Here is a 20,828-nt window from a genome sequence, read left to right on the forward strand (position 1 = left end):
CGCCGCGCCGGCACGGCGGCGGGCGGGCCGGGGCTACTTGACGCCGAGCGACTCCAGGTACCGGTCGATCTCGGCGAGATCGAGGCCGCCGCCCTCGCGGCCGCCGCGGACGGCGGGCGCGCCGGGGGCGGGCCGCTCCGGCGCCTCGATGCCGAGATCGCGGGCGACGCGGTCGAGCAACCGGTCGTCGATCTCGCGGGCGCGCGCCATGGCGCCCTCGAACAGCGCGTTGTCGCAGAGCGTGTTGATGAGGCGCGGCGTCCCGCCGGTGTGGTCGTGGATCCGCTGGATCGCCGCGGGCGTGAAGGGCAGGCGCGGGGCGCCGGCCAGGCGGAGCCGGTGGCGCACGTACGCCTCGGTGGCCTCGGCGCTGAGCGGCTCCAGCCGGTACTTCAGCGCCACGCGCTGGGCGAGCGGCGGGTCGAGGCGGAGGTTGTCCTCGATCTCGGGCAGGCCGAAGAACACGAAGGACAGGAGCTTGCGCTCCGGCACCTCCAGGTTCAGGAGCCCGCGGAACTCCTCCATGATCTCGCGCGAGGCGAGCATCTGCGCCTCGTCGATGAGCACCACCGCCTTCTTGCCCGACTCGTAGATCCGGACCAGCCGCTGGTACAGCTGCGCGAGCAGCGCGAGCTTCTCCTCGGCCGGGCTCTCCACCCCGAGCTGCAGCGCGATGCGCTTCAGGAGCCAGCTGGGCGTGATCCCGGAGTGGACGATGACGAGCAGCGCGGCCTCGTACTCGTCCTCCGGCAGGCTGTCGAGCATGCGGCGCGCGAGCGTGGTCTTGCCGGCGCCGATGTCGCCCACCAGCACCGCCAGCCCCTTCATGGCGCTGACCGCGTGGTTCAGGCGGAGGAGCGCCTGCGCGTGCTGGGCGGACGAGTAGTAGAAGCGCGAGACGGGCGCGTTGGAGAAGGGCTCCTGGGCCAGCTCGTAGAATTCGAGATAGTTCACGGGCAGTCCTACAGGTAGCCGATGTTCTTCTTCGGGCCGGGGGCGGGCGGCGCGGCGGCGGTCCGGGCGGGGGCGCGCGCCTCGCCGGCCGGCGCCTTGCCGGGGCCGCCGCCGAGCGCGCGCACGCGCTCCGCGACGTCGCGGTACCCGGGGTCGACGCGGTTGACCTTCTGGAGGTGGTGGAGCGCGGCCTCGGGATCGCCCGCCTCCTGGTAGGCCACGCCCAGGTCGTGATGGAGCGCCTTGGCGGCGTCGCGCGTCAGCAGCTCGGAGGCGAGCGCGCGCCGGAACGCGGCGACGGCCTCGCGCGGCTGGCCGCGGGAGAGCTGGCACACGCCGATCATCGACAGGCAGTCCACCTCGCGCTTGCGGTCGTTGCCGCGCAGCGCGGTCTCGAACTCCTTCACCGCGTCCTCGAGCAGCCCCATCTCCTTGTAGGCGATGCCGAGGTCGTAGTGGGTGGCGCTGTCCTCGGGGCGGACGGTCTGCTCGACGCCCTTCTTGAACTGGTTGAAGACGTCCTCGACCGAGTACTGGAAGCCGTCGTCGCCCGCCGGCGTGGGCGCCGCGCCCAGCTCCTCGGCGAGCTCGCGCGCGATGTCGAAGCTGTCGTCGGTGCCCGGCGGCGGCGTGAGCGCCGGCGTCTCGTGCACCGGCCCGCCGAGCGGCGGGTGCGGCGGTGCGGGCGCGGCCGCGCGCGCCGCCGGCGCGCGGCGGCGCTCCACCTCGGCCAGCCGCGCCTCCACGCCGCGGTGGCCCGGGTAGAACGCGGCCAGGTTCCGGAGCGCCTCGCGCGCGTCGTCGAGCAGGCCCTGCTGCAGGAAGAAGTCCGCCTCCTCGAGCTCGTCGGAGAGGTCGGCCTCCTCCGACTCGTCCTCGTCCAAGTCGGGAGGCGCCGGCGCGGGGACCGGGGTCGCGGCGCGGGCGGGACCCGGAGCGGCGGCGCGCGAGGGCGGGGGCGGGGGCGGCGCGATCGCCGGCGCGGGCGCGGGCGCCGGGGCCATCGCGGCGCGCTCGGCGGAGACCTCGTCGGCGACCTCCTCCGACTCGGCCGACTCCGCCGCGGCGGCCTCGGCGAGCGCGTCGCCGGCCGCGTCCAGGGCGGGCTCGGGCGCGCCGATCTCGAGCGCGATGCCCTCCTCCTCGTCCGGCCCGGCGGCGGGCGCGCCGGCGGCCGCGGGCGGCGGCTCGTCGTCCGGCACGACCTCGTCGTCGCCCGCGTGGCCCGCCGCCTCGAGGGCGAGCGCGTCGTCCTCGGGGGCCGGCTCGGGCTCGAGGAGCACCTCCTCCACCTCGTCCGGCTCGAGCGCGATCTCCTCGCTCGCCCCGGCGGCCGCCGCCAGCGCGGCGAGCTCGGGGTGCTCCGGCGCGATCTGCCGCAGGCGCGCGAGCGCGTCGCGCGCGCGGTCGCCCTCCCCGCGCCCGAGCAGCGCCCGCACGGCGGCGGCGCCGTGCTGCGCGGCCTCGGCGAGACGGCCCGCGCCGTGGTGCAGCTCTCGCGCGCGCTCGTGCGCGTCGGGGCTGTCCGGGTCCACCGCGAGCACCTTGCGCAGGTGCTCCATCGCCCGGTCGTGGAGGCCGTACTTCACGTAGACGTCGGTCTCGGTGAGGAGCTTCGCGACCGCGTCCGGCCCGGAGGCCGCGGGCGCCGGGCGCACGCCCGGGGGCGGCCCGGGCGGCGGCGCGGCGGGAGGGGCCGCCGGCCGCGGGGGCGGGGCGACGGCGGCCACGGTGGCGACGGCGCCGGGGACCGGCGTGCCTGACGGCCCGGGGCCGAGCGCGGCGCGCGCGTCCTCGTCGTCGGGCGCCAGCTCCTGCACCTTGCGCCAGGTGGCGCGCGCGTCGGCGGCGCGGCCGCGCTCCGCGTGGACGTGCGCGAGCTCCTTGTAGACCGAGAGCGTCTTCGAGACCTGGCCCAGGTCGCGGAACGCCTGCGCGAGCAGGTTCAGCGTCTCCACGTCCTTCGGGTCCGCCTTGAAGCACAGCTGCAGCTTCGCGAGGGCGCGCTTCGTGTCGCCCTTCGCGAGGTAGATGTGCGCGAGCTCGCGGGTCAGCCCGAGGTCGTCCGGCTCCAGGCCGGCGATGCGCTCGGCGACCTTCAGGTACTCGTCGGCGCGGTTGTGCTTGCGGAGGTGGTCGGCCGCGCGGCGGAACAGCCCCAGCGCCTGCGCGGCCTGGCCGGCCCGCGCGTGCAGCTCGCCGAGCTTGATGGCCGAGGGGATGTTCTCGGGATCGAGCTCCACCATGCGGCGGAGCACGTCGGTGAGCCGGGCCACGTCGCCGGAGCGCTCGTGCGCGGCGGCGGTGACCTGCAGCTGCCCCATCGCGTCGCTCATCAGGCCGAGCTGCTGGTAGAGCCCCGCGAGCCGCTCGTTGACCCGGACGTCGCCGGGATCGAGCCGGACGATCTGCTTGTAGACCGCGACCGACTTCAGGAAGAAGCCCTGGTCCGCGTAGGTCTCGGCCACCTTGGTGAAGGCCTCGGCCGCGAGCCGGTCGTCGCCCTTCTTCTGGAACAGCTCGCCGACCTTGAGCAGGATCCGCACGTCGCGCGGGTCCTCGGCGAGGATCTTCTGGTACGCGGCGATGGCCTTGTCGAGCGCGCCCTTCTGAACGAACCGGGTCGCCTCGGCGATGATCTTGTTCTTGTCGACAGCCATCGGGCCGGGCGGTGCTCGCGGAGAGGCTCGCGCATCCGTGGGACGCGCGGGCGGCGCGCACCGCCGTCGACGCGGGCCAGGGGCTATCTGCGAGGGTAATGGATGCCCCGGGGGCGGTCAAGACGCGAATCCCGCGAAGTGACGCGGGAATTTTCCCGTCCGACGCCCGCCCGAACCGGCCGCCGCGCGGGGCCCGGCGGCCCCCGCGGCGCCGCGGACACCTACGTGCCCGCCGCCTTGGAGGCAGGGGTCTCCTCCGGCGCGGGCGGGTTCAGGATCTGCTCGACGATGCGGGTGTCGTACTGCCCCGCCATGAACGCCGGGAAGGTGAGCACGCGCTTGTGGAAGGGGATGTTGGTCTTGATCCCCTCGATCACGTACTCGTTGAGCGCGCGCATCGCCCGGCGCAGCGCGATCTCCCGGTTCGCCCCGGTGACGATCAGCTTCGCCACGAGCGAGTCGTAGTACGGCTGCACCTTGTACTGCTCGTACGCCATCGTGTCGACGCGCACGCCGTACCCGCCCGGCTGGTGGTAGCCGGTGATCCGCCCCGGCGACGGGGCGAACGTGACCGGGTCCTCGGCGTTCACGCGGCACTCGATGGAGTGCGCCAGCGGGACCACCGACGCCTGCGAGCGCTCCAGCCGCTCGCCGGCCGCCAGCCGGATCTGCTCCCGCAGCAGGTCGAGCCCGTAGACCTGCTCGGTCACGGGGTGCTCCACCTGGATGCGGGTGTTCATCTCCATGAAGTAGTACCGGCCCTTCTCGTCCATGAGGAACTCGATGGTCCCCACGTTGTTGTAGCCGATCTTCCTCATGGCCTTGAGGGCCACCTCGCCCATCTCCCGGCGCAGCTCCGGGGTGACGGCGGGCGAGGGCGACTCCTCGATGAGCTTCTGGTGGCGGCGCTGCACCGAGCACTCGCGCTCGCCCAGGTGGATGACGTTGCCGTGCTCGTCGGCCACGATCTGCAGCTCGATGTGGCGCGGCATCTCGACGTAGCGCTCGAGGTACATCGACCCGTCGCCGAACGCGGCGAGCGCCTCGTTCGACGCGGTCTCGAACAGCTGCCGGATCTGGCTCCGGTCGCGGCAGATCTTCATGCCGCGCCCGCCGCCGCCCGCGGCGGCCTTCAGGATCACCGGGTAGCCCACCTGCTCGGCGATGCGCTCCGCCTCCTCGGCGTCGGCGAGCTTGCCCCGGGCGCCGGGCAGCAGCGGCAGGCCGGCCTGCTCCGCCGCCTCGCGGGCCGCCACCTTGTTGCCCATGAGGCGGATCATCTCCGGCCGCGGCCCGATGAACTTCAGGCCCATCTTCTCGACCATCGCCGCGAACTCGGCGTTCTCCGAGAGGAAGCCGTAGCCGGGGTGGAGGGCGTCGGCCCCGGTGACGTCGGCGGCGGCGAGCAGCGCGCGCGGGTTCAGGTAGCTGTCCCGCGACTGCGGGGGCCCGATGCAGATCGCCTCGTCGGCGAACCGCACGTGGAGCGACTCGGCGTCGGCGGTGGAGTGGACCGCCACCGTGGCGATGCCGAGCTCCTTGCAGGCGCGGAGCACACGGAGCGCGATCTCGCCCCGGTTGGCGATGAGGACCTTCTTGAACATGCCGGCCTCTCCGGGCCTAGCCCGCGACGATGCGGAACAGCGGCTCGCCGAACTCCACCGGGGTCGCGTTCTGGACGTAGATCTCGGCGACCGTCCCGTCGGTCTCCGCCTCGATCTCGTTCATGAGCTTCATCGCCTCGACGATGCAGAGCGTCTGGCCCTTCTTCACCTTCTGGCCCACGTCGACGAACGGCGGCGAGTCGGGCGAGGGCGCCCGGTAGAACGTGCCGACGAACGGCGACTTCACCTCGACGCCGGGCTTGTCCGCCTTGGGCTCCGCCTTGGGGGCGGCGGCCGCCGCCGGGGCGGCGACCGGCGCGAGCGCGGCCGGGACCGGCGCGGCGACCGGCGCGGCGTGGAACGCGGGCGCCGGCGCGGCGACCCCGCCGCGGCGGATCACCACCTTCTCGTCCCCCTTGGCCCAGGCGATGTGCGTCACGTCGCTCTTCTCCACCAGGGCCACCAGCTTCTTCACGTCCTCCATGGTGAAGCCGGGCGTCGGGGCGGGCTCGGGGGTGCGCTCGGGCTGCTGCTGCTTCAGGGGACGGGTGGCCATGTGCGGAGCTCCTGGCGAGGGACGTGGAGAGGGGGGACGGAGGACGGCGGCGGCGCGCTAGCCGGCGACGCGGGTCAGGTACTCGCCCGACCGCGTGTCGATGCGGAGCGTGTCGCCCTCGTTGATGAACAGCGGGACGTTCACCACGTAGCCGGTCTCGAGCTCGGCCGGCTTGGTCGCGCCGGACACCGTGTCGCCGCGGATGCCCGGGTCGCACTTCACGACCTTGAGGTCCATCGAGTTGGGCAGGGTCACCCCGATCGCCTTCCCGTTGAAGAACAGGATGTGCGTGGTGGTGTTGTCCTTGATGAAGTTCTTCGCGTCCCCCATCTGCTCCGCGGTGAGGAACGTCTGCTCGTAGTTCTTGTTGTCCATGAAGTTGTAGTGCTCGCCCTCGCGGTAGAGGTACTGCATCTCCCGCTCGTCGATGTCGGGCTTGCCCACCACGTCGCCGGACTTGAACGTCTTCTCGATGCTGCGGCCGGTCATCAGGTTCTTGATGCGCGTCCGCACGAACGCGGAGCCCTTGCCGGGCTTCACGTGCTGGAACTCGATGATCTCCCACGGCTCGCGGTCGATCTCGATCTTGAGACCGCGGCGGAAGGCCGAGGTGTCGAGGGTCTCTGCCATTGTGTCGGTGCTCCTTCGGAATGTCGGAAGTGAAAGATGAGCCCCGCCGCAGGGCGACGCCCGGCGCACCGGCCGGCGTGCGCTCGCCCGCGCGGCTACAGCTCGGACCTCAGCCTGGGGGCGGTGACGCGCAGCAGGTAACGGGCCTTGCCGAAGTTCCCGTCCGGCGCGAGCGCCATGACCATGAAGTACTCGGGGTTGACGACGCGTGCGACGGTGAGGATGCGGTCCGTGGAGAGCGAGAGCTCCGCCAGGCCGCCCGCCGCGTGGGTCTCGGACGCCTCCTGGGCGCTCCGGAACAGCCCGGAGTACTCGATGAGCAGGGACTTGAGGTCCACGTCGGCCTCGGCCTCGACGTGGCTGTCCACCTCGATGCCGTCCATGCCCATGAGCGTGCAGGCGACCGCACCGTCGCAGCGCCGGCAGATCTCCTGCAAATGTTCGCGAAAGCCCATCGATCCTCGCCTCCACGGCCGAAAAGAGCCGTGATTTCAGGCCCCGGACCCGCGGAGACCGGCCCGTTCTAGCCCGCTGGCGCCGGGGGCGTCAAGGATGGGGGGCGGACGCGGCGCGTCAGGCGGCGGCTACGGCGTCGCCGCCGGCGTGCAGGTGACCGCAGCCGTCTGGGCCGAGTTCGGGCAGACGTACAGCGTGTCGGTCAGGTTCGGGCACGTGTAGCCGGGGAACGCGTCGTTGTGCACGTCCACCGGGAACGTCACGCCGCCGACCTCGAACGAGTCGCCGCTCGCGTAGTGACCGGTGACCTTCAGCTCGACCTCCACCATGCCGAGGGTCACGCCGGCCGTCGCCATGGCCGCGGACATGGGCGCGCTGATGGTCTCGGGGATGAGTCGGACCACGGGGGCGCTGGTGCTCCCCGCCCGCAGGATCCCGCTCGCCGGGTAGTCGTAGTCCGCGTAGCTGAAGAACGCGCTCCGGTAGCTCAGCCGGTACTTCTCCAGGTACGCGTCGTTCGTGTTGAGGCGCCCCGACGATGCGTCCGCGTTGTTCGGCAGCTGATTCGTCATCTCGACGAACATGTCGAGGTGGTTGGTGCCGCCCTGGAGGTAGACGAAGGGCTGCGAGGCCAGGTACGTGCCGCACCCGCCCTCGGTCCCGCAGGTCCCCTCGGGCGGCGCGCACATCGCCACCACCTGGATCGAGGCGTTGTTGTCCACCGTGCAGGCGAGCGCCGCCGCGGCGAGGAAGAGGGTCGCGAGTCGCGTCTTCATGGCTGGCTCCTAGTTGCTCGCGGCCGCCGCGGCCGTCGCCGGCTGCCGGTTCAGGATGCGCGGCGTGATGAAGATGAGCAGCTCGGTGTGGTCGTCGCTGTTCTCCGTGCTCCGGAAGAAGTACCCGAGCAGCGGGATCTTGCTGAGGAACGGCACCGAGGCAGTCTTCGTGGCCGTGGAGCGCGTGTAGATGCCACCGATGACGGTGGTCTCGCCGTCCTTCACGAGCACCTCGGTCTCGGCCTCGCGCTTCGAGATCGACGGCTGGCCGTTCGCGCCGGTGAGGCCGGAGTTGGGCGCGTTGTTGGTCGCCTTGATCTTGAGGAGGATCGAGCCGTCGGCGGTGACGTGCGGGGTGACCTTCAGCTCCAGCTTCGCCTCGACGAAGGTGGTGTTCACGCCCGACGCGGAGGTCTGGGAGAAGGGGATGGAGATGCCCTGCCCGATGGTCGCCTCCCGGTTGTCGATGGTGGCGATCTTGGGCGAGGAGATGGTCTTCACCACGCCGTTGTTCTCGAGCGCGGAGAGGCGCAGGTTCAGGTTGAACGCCCCGTTCGCCGAGCCGAGCACCAGGCCGATGCCGCCGCCGGAGCCCTGGCCGATGGCGGCCGGCAGGTTGACCGCGTAGTTCGGGGTGCCCGAGGTGCCCTGGTTCGGCGTCTGGCCGGCCGCGCCGGCGCCCGCGACGTTGTTGGGGAAGGCGACGCCGGTGGGGTTGCCGGTGGCCTGGGTGAACGCGGCGTTGCCGCCCCACTGCACGCCGAGGGCGCGGTTGAAGTTGGAGGAGGCCTCGACGATGCGGCTCTCGATGAGCACCTGCGGGATCTCGGTGTCGAGGTTCCGCACCAGGCCCTCGGCGCGGACCAGGGCCTCCGCGATGTCCTTCACGATGAGGACGTTGGTGCGCTCGTCGGTGGAGACCGAGCCGCGCTCGGAGAGCACGTCCTTCACCCGGGCCATCACGTCGCTGGCGCGGGCGTAGTTCACCGGGATGATGCGCACCTTGAGCGGCACCAGCGGGAGCCGGGCCTTCTCGGCCTCGGCGCGCGCCTGCTGCTCCTTGGCGATCGCGTCCACCTTGGCGATCCGGATCACGTTGCCCATCTCCTCCTTGCCCAGGCCCTTGGAGCGCAGGACCAGGTCGAGCGCCTGGTCCCAGGGCACGTTGCGGAGCGAGACGGTGACCTTCCCGGCCACGTCGTCGGCCACGACGATGTTCTTCTTCGACACGTCGGCGATGAGCCGCAGCAGGTTGCGGATCTCGATGTCGTGGAAGTCGAGGGTGATGCGGCGGCCGCTGTAGCCGCGCGCCTGGGGCGCGCCGGAGGAGGCGTAGGCCGGGGCCTCGGCGGCGAAGCCCGCCACCTTCGCGTCGGCGGCCTGGGCCTGCTCCGGCGCGGCCGGCGCGGCGGCCTCCGCCGCGTCGCCGCCCTCGGTGAACGTCCAGGCCAGCCCGTCGCGCGTCTCGACCATGCGGTCGGTGGCCGTGCCGCGCAGGCTGGCCACGATGCGGACCTGCCCGGTCTGCGGCTGGTTGAAGGACGAGACCATCGCCACCGGCCCGCGGAAGGCGCTGGTGTCGAGGGAGCGCTCCAGCGCACGCGGGAGCTGCGCGCCGTCCAGCGTCAGCACCACCGTGCGCGCGTCGGGTCGCGAGATCACGAACGGCGCCTTGCCGGCGATGTCGATGCGAGCGCCGCCGCCAGCGCTCGCGAAGCGGACGTCGCCGATGCGCGCCAGGGCGGGGGCCGCGGGCGCCGCCGCCGGGGCGGCGGGCTCTGCCCGGGGCGCCGGCGCAGCCTTGCGTGCCGGCTCGGCGGACGCGACGGCCGCACCCGAGGTCACCACCGCCACCCCGCCGGCCACGCGCTTCACCTCGTACTTCGGGAGTGCGCCGGACGCGTCGAGCACCACGCGCACCTTGCCGTCGTCGCGGCCGAAGCGGACCTGCGAGAACGCGCCGCGCACCTTGACCGGTGCGCGCGGCGCGCCGGAGACGCCGTGGACGTCGATGGCGAGACGCGCGGGGTCGCGCAGCTCGAGGATCTCGAGGCGGCCGGCCTGGCCGTCGGTCGCGATGACGAGCTGGCCGGCGGCGGCGCGGACGCCGGTGATGCGCGTGGCGGTGCCGGCCGGACCCTCGTCAACGCGGTGCGCGACCAGGTGATCGTCGCCCGAAGGCGCGGCGGCGGGCGCGGCCGCGGGAGCCGGGGCCGGCGCCGGCGCCGGCGCCTTCGGCGCGGAGGCGGTCGCGGCGGCGGGGGCGACCGCGGCCTCGGCCTCCAGCACCCGCACCACCACCGCGTCGCCCCGCGGCGCCACGTCGTAGCGGCGCGCGCCGTCGAGCGCGATGATCACGCGGCCGACCGCGCTCCGCTCGTCCTTGTACTGCGCGGTGCTCACCGCGAGCACGCCGGCCTTGCCGACCTGGATGGGCGAGCTCACCCCGGACACGTCGGCGCCGGCGAGGTCCACCACCAGCCGCGGCGGGTCCTGCAGCTTGAACACGGAGTAGGACGGGGCGCGCGAGCCGCGGATCTCGAGCTCGAGCGCGCCCTCGCGCTGCCCGACTTCGATTCCCCGGATCACGTTCGGCTCGGCCGCGGACGCGGCGCTGATCGCGCCCCACAGGAGCAGGCCGACGACGGGCTTCAGGCGGGAAGTCATGGGAGCTGCTCCTCGAGGTTGAGCGCCGCTTCCTTCGGGAGGCGGAGCACCGTCTGCGTGCGGTCACGGGTCCCGTCGGCGCGCAGGGCGAACTCGGTCACCACGAGCTCGCCGCTCCGGACGGCCGCGACCGTGCCACCGTTCTTTCCCAGGCAGGCGCCGCGGCGCACCGCGTAGCCAACGCCCGCGGGCGTCTCGACCATCGCGACCGGATCTTCGAGCCCGGTGACCACCGCGACCAGCTTCAGCTGATCGAGCTCGAACCGGCCGAGCGGGGTCGCGCAGCGGGTCTGGAGCCCGTTCCCTGCCTGGGCCACGTCGGCCAGGAAGCTGCGGAACGGATCTCGCTTCCCGACCGAGCTGTAGACCCAGTCGTCCACCGGGGCCGGCTTGGTCGGCTCCGCGGCGGCGCTCACTGCGGGCGCCGCCGCTGGCTGGGCGGCAGGCCCGGGCCGCTTGGGCTTCGGATCGCCACAGGCGGCCAGGACGGCGGCGACCGCCACGGCGACGAGGCGGGCACGGTTCATTTCGCACCACCCTTCGGCGGCTTCGCGCTCGCGTCGACGAACATGAAGGTCGTCGCCAGGAACTTGCCGTTCAGGATGACCTTCCCGCTCACGTCCTTGGGCGAGTCGAGCGAGATGTCCGTGACGTTCACGATGCGCTGCATGCGCCCCAGCGCGTCGAAGAACGTCGCGATCTCGTGGAAGGTCCCTGTGACGGTCATGGGGATGGGGATGCGCGCGAAGAACCGGTCCGCCACCGCGGCCTGAGGCTCGATGGTGCCGATCTCCAGCCCCGCCTTCTGTGCGCGGTCCTGGAAGAGCTGCAGCAGCTCGTCGATGTTCTTGTCCTCGGGAAGCTCCGCGAGCGCCTGGCGCAGGCGCTCCTCGAGCAGCTCCTTCTCCCGCCGGAACTGGTTCAGGTTGTTCGCGATCGAGGTCTTCTCGATGTACTCGCGATCCAGGCGCGCCTGCTCGTTGCGCATCCGCTGGATGCGCGTCTCCGTCTCGGAGATGGAGGGCCCCATGTTCAGGCCCATCGCGAAGTAGTTGAGGGCCGTGACGAGGATCACGATGCCCGCGACCGCTGCGACCTTCGTGGCCGTGGACGCCCGGGCGACGTTCTCGATGAGCTTTTCCATGGCGTGCCTACCTGGTCGCGGGCGCGCCCGCGACCACCGGGGCGTCCGGATAGACCACCTTCGCCGTCAGGGTGAAGTCGACCAGGCGGAACTGCTTCTCCGCCTTCGCGGCGGTGCGCTTCAGCTCGACCTCGCGGAAGAACCGGGACCCCTGCAACGCGCTCATGAACTCCGAGACGTCGTCGATGGTGCCCGCAGTGCCCGCGAAGGTCAGCGCGTCGCCCTTCTGCTCGAGCCTGGCGAGCCAGAGGCGCTTGGGGGTGAGCTGGGCGAGCTGGTCGAGCATCTTGACCGGGCCGGTGCGCCCTGCCTTGAGCCGGTCCAGCACCTGGAGCTTCTCGCGCAGCTGCGCCTGCTGGTCCTTGATGTCCTTGACCTCGCCGATGATCCGATCGAGCTGGGCGATGTCTGCCTGCGTGCGCGCCACCTGCGCCTGGCGGGCCTTGAGCTCGGACGCACGCGAGGCTGCCCACAGGTAGTTTCCGATGAGCCCCGCGGCCACCAGCAGCGCGAGCAGCGCGAGCTGCTGCGTTCCGGCCTGCTTCTTCTTCGAGACCCGCGCCGGGAGGAGGTTTATCCGGATCATGGCTACTTGTCCCCGGAGCGGCGGAGCGCCAGGCCCACGCTGACGGCGGCGGAGGGCGCGGCGCCCAGGATCATCGCCGGATCGAACTTGCGGTTGTCGATCTCGATGTTCTTGAACGGGTTCAGCACCTCGACCGGCACGCCGGCCCGCGCCTCGATGACCCGGAACAGCGCAGGGATGCGCGCGGTCCCCCCGGACAGGTAGACGCGCGTGAGCGCCGCCCCGCCGGACGTCGAGGCGTAGAAGTCGAGCGAGCGCTGGACCTCGCCGCCGAGCTGCTCGGCGACGCCCTGGATGACCCGCTCGACCTCCTGCGGGACCACCGCGTCGGACTCGCCCTGCCCGCCGATCTTGAGCGCCTCGGCCTCCTCGTAGGAGATGTTGAGCTGCTTCTGGATCTCCTCGGTGAAGGCGTTGCCGCCCATGGTGATGTCGCGCGTGAAGGTGGTGATCCCGTGCGACACCACGTTCACGTTGGTGACCGCGGCGCCCACGTTGATGAGCACCACCGTCTCGTCCGGCGCGCCGTCGTAGTTCACCTCGAACGCGTTCTGGACGGCGAACGCGTCCACGTCCACCACGGTCGCGGTCAGCCCCGCCTCCGCGCAGACCGAGGTGTAGTCGTTGATCATGTCCTTCTTGGCGGCGACCAGCAGCACGTCCATCTGCCCGGCGGCGTCGCCCTCGGGCGTGAGGATCTGCGTGTCGATGTTCACGTCCTTCACGTCGAAGGGGATGTACTGCTCCGCCTCCCACTGGATGGACTCGTCGAGCTCCTCCTGCGACATGCGCGGGAGCGAGATCTTCTTGATGATCACCGAGTGGCCGCGGACGCCGATGGCGACGTCCTTCACCTTCAGCTTCTGCTGCGCGATCACCTCCTGGATCGCCTGCACGATCGCGGACGAGTTCATCAGCGCCCCGTCCACGATGGCCTCGGGGGGCAGCGGCGCGGTGCCGAACGCCTGCAGCGACCAGCCGCCCCGCTTCTCCTTCAGCTGGACCAGCTTCACGCTGGACGAGCCGATGTCGAGGCCGACGGCGAGCTTGCTCTTCGCCATGGCGCTCCCTTCACGAGAGGCGCGGGCAAGCGCGCCCGCGCCCCGTCTCGAGCCGCTCCGCGTCGGGGCGTGCGCTCAGGGTGAACGGCTGGGCGGGGCTCACGGAAGGCGCCCCCCGGTGCTGGGCCCGAACACCTTGCGCCGGTCCGACGGCGTGAGGCCGAGCGCGAGGATGATCTTCCGCTTGGTGTCCACGCGGCACTCCAGGCCGTGCTCGATCCGGGTCACGGTGAGCGGGGAGACGCCCGCCTTGCGGGCGAGCTCGGCCTTCGTGAGGAGCTGCTCCTCCCGGAGCCGCTGCACGTTGTTGGGCGTGCGCCGCGCGGGCTTCAGGAGGGACGTCCGGGCGCTGGGCGGTCGGTCAGCCATGCGGGGGCCACGCTAAGCGATCGCCCCCCGAAGGATCAAGAAAGGCGCCTGCGCGAATATCGGCGGTTGTAGGCGATCGAGCCCTACGTGATGCGCAGTGATGCCTAGTTATGCGTCATACGGGCGGTGGAGGGGGGCGGCAGGCAGGCGGGCGCCCGGCCGCCGCCCTGTGAGCGCGGCGCCTACCCGAGCCCGTATTCCTTGATCTTGTAGAGGAGCGCCCGGTACGAGATCTCCAGCAGCTCCGCCGCGCGGGTGCGGTTCCCGCCGGTGCGCTCCAGCGCCGCCCTCACCAGCTGCTCCTCGACCGCGCGCGTGGCCCGGCGTAGGGAGAGCGTCCCGTCCGGGACGACGGGCGAGGGCGTCGGCAGCGCCGCTGCCTGGCCGGCCCGCACCGCCTCGGGCAGGTCGTCCTCGCGGATCTCCGGCCCGTCCGCCAGCACGACCGCGCGCTCCAGCGCATGCTCGAGCTCGCGGACGTTCCCCGGCCACCGGTGCGCGAGGAGCGACTCGTGCGCCTCGGGAGAGAGCGACAGCGCCGGCAGCTCGGGACGCAGGCGCCCGAGGCGGGAGAGGAAGTGCCCGGCGAGCGCCGGGATGTCCTCGCGCCGCTCCCGCAGCGGCGGTAGCCGGACGGCGACGACGTTCAGGCGCCAGTAGAGGTCCTCCCGGAACTGCCCCTCGGCGACGGCGCGGGACAGGTCGCGGGCGGTGGCGGCGATCATGCGCACGTCCACCCGGCGCGTCCGCACGTCTCCCACCGGCCGGATCTCCTCCTCCTGCAGCAGCCGCAGCAGCTTGACCTGGAGCGGCAGCGGGAGCTCGCCGACCTCGTCCAGGAACAGCGTGCCGCCGTCCGCCTCCGCGGCCAGCCCCTTCTTGTCGCGGCGCGCGTCGGTGAACGCGCCCTTCACGTGGCCGAACAGCTCCGACTCGAGCAGCTCCGCCGGGATGGCGCCGCAGTTCACCGCCACGAACGGCATGCTCGCGCGCGGCGAGAGCTCGTGGAGCGCGCGCGCCACCAGCTCCTTGCCGGTGCCCGACTCTCCCTGCACCAGGACGGTGGTCTTCTGCCCGGCGACCTTGCGGACCTGCCGAAGGACCTCCTGCATCGCCTCGGAGGCGCCCACCAGGCCGTCCGCGGGATACTCGGACGCGAGCTCGCGCCGCAGGCGCCGGTTCTCGCGCGCGAGCCCCTCGCGCTCCTCGGCCTTGCGCAGCACCAGCACGACCTCGTCCGGCTTGAACGGCTTCTGGAGGTAGTCGTAGGCGCCGGCCTTCATCGCCTCGAGCGCCGTGTCGTGCGTCCCGTAGGCGCTCATCACGATGACCAGGCGCTCCGGCGCGGCGCGCTGGAGCTCGCGCACCAGCGCGAGCCCGCCCATCCCCGGCATCCGCACGTCGGTGAGGACGAGGTCGTAGTCGTGCGCGGCGACCTCCTTCAGCGCGTCCTCCGCGCTCGACACCGCGCGCACGTCGTACCCGCGGTCGGTGAGGATCACCGTGAGCAGGTGACGCATGGACGACTCGTCGTCCACGATGAGGACGCTGCGGAACACGCGGGACGAGTCTAGCACGCGGGGGTGGGCGGCCCGGTCAGGGGAGCCGCGGCGTGCGGAGGCGCAGCCGCAGCAGCGCCCCTCGGGCGGAGCGCTCGGCCGCGATCCCACCGCCGAACGACTCCATGATGCCGTGGCAGACCGCGAGCCCCAGCCCGGTGCCGCGGCCGGGCGGCTTCGTGGTGAAGAACGGATCGAAGACGCGGGGCAGATCCGCGGACGGGATCCCCGGCCCCTCGTCGGCCACCTCGACCTCGACCGCGGCGTCCACCGCGCGCGCCCGGATGCGCACCGCGCCGGCGCCCTCCATCGCGTCGGCCGCGTTGAGCAGCAGGTTCAGGAACACCTGCGCCAGCCGTCGCTCGTCGGCGACCACCGGTGGGAGCTGCGCCGGCAGCTCCAGCTCGATGCGCACGCCGCGGAAGCGCTCCTGCATCCGCGCCAGCCGCAGCGCCGCGTCGATCGCGGCGGGCAGGCCGACCGGGGCGAGGTCGAGCCGCGACGGTCGGGCGAAGTCGAGCAGGTCGCGCACGATCGCGTCGATCCGCTGCGTCTCGGCGGAGATGCGCGCGAGGAAGTCCGCCACCTCCGCCGGCGCGCCGCCGCCCTCCAGCCGCGCGCGCGCCAGCTCCGCGTAGCCGGTGATCGCGCCGAGCGGGTTCCCGACCTCGTGGGCGATCCCGGCGGCGAGGCGCCCCACCGTGGCGAGCCGCTCGGCGCGGAGCAGCTCCTCGCGCGCCTCGGCCAGGCGCGCATTGGCGGCCGCCAGCTCCTCCACCCGGGCGGCCAGGCGATGGCGCTCCTCCCCGAGGGCCGCCGAGGTCCGCTCGAACGCGAGCGCCGCGCGCCCGAGACCGGCGCCGGCGACCTCGCCCGGCGGCCCGAGCGGTGGCAGCTCACCCTCCCCGGCCTGGATGCGCGAGGCCGCCGCGAGCAGCCGCTCCACCGGCGCGCCCACCCACCGGAGCAGGATGGCGGCCCCCAGCAGCGCGACGAGCGCCGCGTCCGCGAGGGCGAGCAGCGCAAAGGCACGGGGCGTGAGCACGCCGCGCGCGAGGAGCGGCAGGCCGAGCGCCAGCAGGAGCGCGGCGGAGGCGGCGGCGAGGGCGGTCACCTGGAGGAGCAGGAGGAGCCGGAGGCGCCGACGCATCGCGATCACAGGAACGGACGCAGGCCCGGGACGAGGGACGCGAGCGCGTGCGCGCCGTAGAGCCACTCCAGCGCGCCCAGCACCAGGAATGGACCGAAGGGAACGGCGTGGCGCGGCGGGACCCAGTCGTCGTCCTCGCGGGCGCCATCGTGCTCCGAGGCGGGGCCCTGCGACGCGACCTCCTCTGACGGCGGCGAGGCCGCAGGCCCGTCGCGGACCGGGGCGGCCGGCGCATCCGGCGGAGTCCCGGGCGGATCCGAGGCCTCGGGCTCCTCCGCGGCGGGCCCGGGCTGCCCCTTGCCGGCGGCGATCTGCGCGAGGCCCACCAGCGCGCCCTGCGTCGAGGCGAACAGCACCACCGGGATGAGCGCGCCGGCGCCGAGCCACGCGCCCAGGCCGGCCAGGAGCCACACGTCGCCGAACCCGAGCGCCTCCTTCCGGAGCACGCGCTCCCCGACGATCGAGACGAGCGCGAAGGCGGCGAAGCCGAGGGCCGCGCCCAGCGCCGACGAGCGCAGCGAGGGTGCCGCCGCGACGCCGAGCGCGGAGGCGGCGAGCCCGGTCCCGAGCACGGGCCAGGTGATCGCGTGCGGCAGCAGCCAGGTGTCGAGGTCGATGAACGCGAGCGCGACGAGCGCCGCCACGAAGGCGAGCTCCGCGGCTGCCGCGAACGTCAGGCCGTGGCGCTGGAACGCGATGAGCGCCGCGAGCGCGCCGAGCAGCTCGACCGCCGGGTACCGCCAGGAGATCGGCGCCGCGCAGCGCCGGCACCGCGCCCGCAGCAGCAGCCACGAGACGATCGGGATGTTGTCGAACCAGCGGATGCCCGCGCCGCAGGCCGGGCAGCGCGAGGGCGGGTGGACGATCGACTCGCCCACCGGGACCCGCGCGATCACGACGTTGAGGAAGCTGCCGATGACCGCGCCCACGGCGAACACCCACGCCAGCACGGCGGCGCGGAGCAGCGGATCTGGCGGGAGCGTGCTCAAGCAGAAGCGGCGCGGGGCCGCGGAGCGGGGCGCACCCGGGGATGATCGGGCCCCGCCGCCGCGTTGTCAAAATCGCTTCGCGGCCGCGCGCTCGAGCGCGAGTGACGTTTTTTGTCAGCCGCTCCTCGACCCCCTGCCGTTTCTGGTCCACTTCCGGCCCCGGGCCGCTCCGTCCTTCCGGGCGGTTGCACGCCTCCGCCCCTGGCACCCGCCGTGCTTGTGGAGGCGTCCGGCCGGGCTGGCAGGTGTGCCTGGCGCAGTCGGGCGCAGGCGCACCGACATCAAAGGAGAAGCGACACATGAAGAAGCTTGCGAAGGGCTTCACGCTCATCGAGCTCATGATCGTGGTGGCCATCATCGGCATCCTGGCCGCGATCGCGATCCCGAACTTCATCAAGTACCAGCTCCGGTCGAAGTTCTCGGAGGCGTCGTCGAACATCGAGGGCCTCCGGAAGGCGGAGGAGGCGCTGCGCCAGGGTGAGCGTCAGCTCACCGTGAGCGGCGTGCTCGAGCCGAACTACGTCCCCGGCCAGTACTGGAACCTCCGCGGCGGCGGGCTCCCGGCAGCCGGCACGGTCGGCAGCCAGAAGCTGGTGTGGGCCACCACCGACCTCGCGGTCGCGAACGCAATCGACTGGCAGGTCGAGGGCGCCACGTACTTCCGGTATGGCGTGCTGACCCCCTGCGCCGGCTCCCCTTCGGCGACGAACGCGGGCATCTGCTACTCCGCCGGCGCCGTCTCGGACATCGACGGCGACGCCGTCCAGGGTCAGGTCGCGCTGGTCAAGCCGACGCTGGCCGGGGCCGCCCCGGCGAGCTGGCCGCTGAGCATCACGTTCCCGGGCACCGCGGGCTCCGGCTGCCTCCCCTCCGCGGGCGCGACCGTGTACGCGACCCCGTGCGCCGTGTCGCTCCCGGACGTCTTCTAGTCTCGACGAACGCCTCATGGAGAAGGGCACCGCGCGGCTGCGGTGCCCTTCTTCTTTTCGCGGTGAACCTCTCACCGACCGGCCAGCCGCCCGCTCTCGCTCCGTCTGCTTTTCGGCTATCCTCCGCATCCGGGATGAACCGCCTCGGACTCGCCATCGTCATCGCCCTCCTCGTCACCGTGACGGCGGCGGCGCGGGCAACGCTGGAGCCTGAGGCGGCGCGGGTCGGGAGCGTCCGCGACCCGGCCTGGCTCCCGTCGGGCCAGGCGCTCCGGACCACGGCCATGGGCCAGAGGCTGCTCCTCGCCGATCTCTACTGGCTCAGGACCGTCATGTACGTGGGAGAGTCGGCGATGGCTCCCCGCCGCGGATGGGACGCGCTCTACCCGCTGGGCGAGATCGTCACCGATCTCGACCCGCGCTTCGGCTATGCCTACCAGGTGGTCGGGTCGAACCTGAGCGGTCTCGCGCACCAGGTCGAGCTGAGCGACCGGATCCTCGAGAAGGGCATGCGCAACGTGCCGGACCGCTGGATGCTGCCCTTCCTCTACGCCTTCAACAAGTTCTTCTACCAGGAGGACTATGCGGGCGCCGCGGCCTACGCGCGCCGCGCGGCAGAGGTCGGCAGGCGGCCGCACCTCGCGCTCCTGGCCGCGAACCTCTCGCTGCTCGCGAACCGCTCCGACGAGTACGATGCGGCGCTCGGCTTCCTGGAGCTCAGCCTCCAGCAGGAGTCCATCCCCGAACAGCGCGCTCAGCTCGAGCAGCGCATCGTCAAGGTGCTCACCTTTCGTGAGCTGGACCGGTGCGAGCGCGCCGTGGCCGCCTTCCGGATGCGGACGGGCCGGCGGCCCTGGGCGCTCGACGAGGTCGCCTGGATCGGCCTGCTGCCCTCGGTCCCGGCGGATCCCTCGGGCGGAACCCTCGTGTACGACCCGTTCTCCGACACGGTGCGCTCGACCAGGCTCGGCGCGCGCCAGCCCCTCCGCGTGGATCGATGACCCGTACGCTCTCCATCGCCGCCAACACGTTGCGCGAGGCGCTCCGCGAGCGCCTCCTGTACAACTTGGTGTTCTTCGCCATCGCGATGACGATCGCGTCGCTCACCGTCTCCCGGCTGACCCTGGGCGAGCAGTTCCGCATCATCGCGGACGTGTCGACCTCGAGCACCCAGGTATTCGGGCTGCTCATCTCGGTGTTCGTCGGCGTCTCGCTGGTCGCGAGGGAGATCGACCGGCGCACGTGCTACGCGCTGCTGGCTCGGCCGGTCAGCCGCGCCGAGTTCGTCGTGGGGAAGTTCCTGGGCCTGCTCGCGACGGCGGGCCTGAACCTCCTGGTCATGGCGGCGGTCAGCGCGCTCGCGCTCCTGGTCTACCGCGGCGACGCGAGCTTCCTGGGCTCCGGCTTCCTCGCGGCCTTCGGGTTGATGATCGCGCAGTTCGCGGTTGCGGTGGCGCTCGCGGTGCTGTTCGCGACCTTCACCACCCCGACCCTTGCCACCATCTTCACGCTCTCCGCGCTCGCGTCCGGCTTCCTGTTCGCCGAGGTCCGCAGCTTCTGGCTGAAGGCCGAGCAGGTGGAACTGAAGCAGGTCGTCCACCTGCTCGACGTACTCCTCCCGAACATGGGCCTGCTCGACGCGAAGGAGGCGCTCACCTACGGCGACGTGGTCGGGATCGGCTCCGTGCTGATCCGCCTGGCCTACGGGTTCGGGTACGCGGGCGTGCTCCTCGCCCTCGCCGCCCTCGTCTTCTCCCGCAGGGACATCCGCTGACATGAGTGACGCGCTTCGGATCGAAGGGCTCGGCAAGACCTACCGGCTCGGCTTCAGGATGCGGAAGGTCGTGGCGCTCGACGCGCTGGACCTGCGGGTCGCCGAGGGCTCGGTGTTCGGCTTCGTCGGGCCGAACGGCGCCGGCAAGAGCACTACGATCAAGATCCTGGTCGGGCTGGTCACCCCCTCCCGCGGGCGGGCGACCATCTTCGGCCGGCCCATCTCCCATCCATCCAGCCGGCACGTGGTGGGCTACCTGCCGGAGAACCCGTCGTTCCACGAGTTCCTGCGTCCGCTGGAGGTGCTCACGCTCATGGGGCGGCTCTCCGGCATGGGCGGCCGCGAGCTCCGCGCGCGCGCCCAGGAGGTGCTCGAGCTGGTCGGCTTGGACCGCGCCGCCGACCTCACCGTCCGAAAGTTCTCGAAGGGCATGGTGCAGCGGCTCGGGCTGGCCCAGGCCATCCTGCACGACCCTCCGCTGCTCATCCTCGACGAGCCCATGAGCGGCCTCGATCCGATCGGCCGGGCCGAGGTCCGCGATCTCATCGTCCAGCTGGGCCGGCGCGGGAAGACCATCTTCTTCTCGACGCACATCCTCGGTGACGTCGAGTCCATCTGCGATCACGCCGGGATGCTCCTGCACGGCGAGCTGGTCCGCCAGGGGAGCCTGGGCGAGCTGCTCGACGGGTCGATCCAGTCCGTCGAGCTCCGCTGCGTCGGACTCGCCGAGGCCGAGTTCGACGGCTTGCGGCGAGCGGCGCTGAACGCCGTCCGCGGCCCCGATTGCTGGGTGCTGTCGTTCCGGGACGTGGACGCAGCAAACGCTGCGGCGGCGCGGGTGGTCTCGTGCGGCGGCCGCATCACGGCGCTCCTGCCGCACCGGGAGACGCTGGAGCAGTCGTTCGTGCGGCTCGCGCGCGCCCAGGACTCGGCCGTTCCGGCGCGCGCGCAGCGCGTCGGGTGA

The 20,828-nt window shown here is 72.5% G+C and carries 20 protein-coding genes; 4 read left to right on the forward strand and 16 right to left on the reverse strand.

Going from position 1 to position 20,828, the window contains the following annotated elements; all coding sequences use genetic code 11:
- Positions 1-33 precede the first annotated feature (33 nt).
- From ACOQFB_RS17830 to ACOQFB_RS17905, 16 genes are all read right to left on the reverse strand, one after another.
- A complete protein-coding gene (locus ACOQFB_RS17830) occupies positions 34-954 on the reverse strand; it encodes an ExeA family protein (RefSeq protein WP_059438272.1) in 921 nt (306 codons plus the stop codon).
- Between the two features lie 8 nt (positions 955-962).
- A complete protein-coding gene (locus ACOQFB_RS17835) occupies positions 963-3,614 on the reverse strand; it encodes a tetratricopeptide repeat protein (protein WP_421608970.1) in 2,652 nt (883 codons plus the stop codon).
- Positions 3,615-3,835: 221 nt separating this feature from the next.
- The gene (accC, locus tag ACOQFB_RS17840; protein WP_421608971.1) at positions 3,836-5,218 is read right to left on the reverse strand and encodes an acetyl-CoA carboxylase biotin carboxylase subunit; all 1,383 of its coding nucleotides are present in this window, start codon (positions 5,216-5,218) and stop codon (positions 3,836-3,838) included.
- Between the two features lie 16 nt (positions 5,219-5,234).
- A complete protein-coding gene (gene accB, locus ACOQFB_RS17845) occupies positions 5,235-5,774 on the reverse strand; it encodes an acetyl-CoA carboxylase biotin carboxyl carrier protein (RefSeq protein WP_421608972.1) in 540 nt (179 codons plus the stop codon).
- Between the two features lie 57 nt (positions 5,775-5,831).
- Positions 5,832-6,404, reverse strand: coding sequence for an elongation factor P (efp, locus tag ACOQFB_RS17850; RefSeq protein WP_059439297.1), 573 nt, complete (start codon positions 6,402-6,404; stop codon positions 5,832-5,834).
- A 95-nt stretch (positions 6,405-6,499) separates the two neighbouring features.
- Entirely contained in the window at positions 6,500-6,859 is a 360-nt protein-coding gene (locus ACOQFB_RS17855) for a roadblock/LC7 domain-containing protein (protein ID WP_059439296.1), read from the reverse strand.
- Positions 6,860-6,988: 129 nt separating this feature from the next.
- Complete coding sequence (locus ACOQFB_RS17860) at positions 6,989-7,636, reverse strand: hypothetical protein (RefSeq protein ID WP_421608973.1); 648 nt, start codon at positions 7,634-7,636, stop codon at positions 6,989-6,991.
- 9 nt (positions 7,637-7,645) lie between these two features.
- Positions 7,646-10,303 (reverse strand): type IV pilus secretin PilQ, encoded by a 2,658-nt coding sequence (locus ACOQFB_RS17865; RefSeq protein ID WP_421608974.1) that lies wholly within the window; start codon positions 10,301-10,303, stop codon positions 7,646-7,648.
- Positions 10,300-10,830: a pilus assembly protein PilP gene (locus ACOQFB_RS17870; protein WP_421608975.1), complete on the reverse strand. Its 531-nt coding sequence runs from the start codon at positions 10,828-10,830 to the stop codon at positions 10,300-10,302. The genes ACOQFB_RS17865 and ACOQFB_RS17870 overlap by 4 nt, the downstream gene beginning before the upstream one ends.
- Positions 10,827-11,447 carry a type IV pilus inner membrane component PilO gene (locus tag ACOQFB_RS17875; protein WP_421608976.1) on the reverse strand — a complete coding sequence of 207 codons (621 nt, stop codon included), beginning with the start codon at positions 11,445-11,447 and terminating at the stop codon, positions 10,827-10,829. Before ACOQFB_RS17875 ends, ACOQFB_RS17870 begins: the two co-directional genes overlap by 4 nt.
- Before the next feature lie 7 nt (positions 11,448-11,454).
- Positions 11,455-12,033, reverse strand: coding sequence for a PilN domain-containing protein (locus tag ACOQFB_RS17880; protein WP_421608977.1), 579 nt, complete (start codon positions 12,031-12,033; stop codon positions 11,455-11,457).
- Positions 12,034-12,035: 2 nt separating this feature from the next.
- Positions 12,036-13,094 carry a type IV pilus assembly protein PilM gene (pilM, locus tag ACOQFB_RS17885; protein ID WP_421608978.1) on the reverse strand — a complete coding sequence of 353 codons (1,059 nt, stop codon included), beginning with the start codon at positions 13,092-13,094 and terminating at the stop codon, positions 12,036-12,038.
- Between the two features lie 99 nt (positions 13,095-13,193).
- Positions 13,194-13,463 carry a helix-turn-helix transcriptional regulator gene (locus ACOQFB_RS17890; protein WP_421608979.1) on the reverse strand — a complete coding sequence of 90 codons (270 nt, stop codon included), beginning with the start codon at positions 13,461-13,463 and terminating at the stop codon, positions 13,194-13,196.
- A 182-nt stretch (positions 13,464-13,645) separates the two neighbouring features.
- Positions 13,646-14,983 carry a sigma 54-interacting transcriptional regulator gene (locus ACOQFB_RS17895; protein WP_494492588.1) on the reverse strand — a complete coding sequence of 446 codons (1,338 nt, stop codon included), beginning with the start codon at positions 14,981-14,983 and terminating at the stop codon, positions 13,646-13,648.
- Positions 14,984-15,059: 76 nt separating this feature from the next.
- Positions 15,060-16,172 (reverse strand): sensor histidine kinase, encoded by a 1,113-nt coding sequence (locus ACOQFB_RS17900; protein WP_421608981.1) that lies wholly within the window; start codon positions 16,170-16,172, stop codon positions 15,060-15,062.
- Positions 16,173-16,177: 5 nt separating this feature from the next.
- Entirely contained in the window at positions 16,178-17,161 is a 984-nt protein-coding gene (locus ACOQFB_RS17905; RefSeq protein WP_421608982.1) for a prepilin peptidase, read from the reverse strand.
- Between the two features lie 299 nt (positions 17,162-17,460).
- On the opposite strand from ACOQFB_RS17905, the gene ACOQFB_RS17910 reads away from it, so the two are divergent.
- From ACOQFB_RS17910 to ACOQFB_RS17925, 4 genes are all read left to right on the forward strand, one after another.
- Complete coding sequence (locus ACOQFB_RS17910; protein ID WP_421608983.1) at positions 17,461-18,090, forward strand: type IV pilin protein; 630 nt, start codon at positions 17,461-17,463, stop codon at positions 18,088-18,090.
- Positions 18,091-18,224: 134 nt separating this feature from the next.
- Positions 18,225-19,091 carry a hypothetical protein gene (locus ACOQFB_RS17915; protein ID WP_421608984.1) on the forward strand — a complete coding sequence of 289 codons (867 nt, stop codon included), beginning with the start codon at positions 18,225-18,227 and terminating at the stop codon, positions 19,089-19,091.
- Positions 19,088-19,864, forward strand: coding sequence for an ABC transporter permease (locus ACOQFB_RS17920; RefSeq protein ID WP_421608985.1), 777 nt, complete (start codon positions 19,088-19,090; stop codon positions 19,862-19,864). The genes ACOQFB_RS17915 and ACOQFB_RS17920 overlap by 4 nt, the downstream gene beginning before the upstream one ends.
- Position 19,865: 1 nt before the next feature.
- Positions 19,866-20,828: an ABC transporter ATP-binding protein gene (locus ACOQFB_RS17925; protein WP_421608986.1), complete on the forward strand. Its 963-nt coding sequence runs from the start codon at positions 19,866-19,868 to the stop codon at positions 20,826-20,828.

The organism is Anaeromyxobacter sp. Red801 (assembly GCF_049201065.2).
In the GTDB taxonomy this organism is placed as follows: domain Bacteria; phylum Myxococcota; class Myxococcia; order Myxococcales; family Anaeromyxobacteraceae; genus Anaeromyxobacter.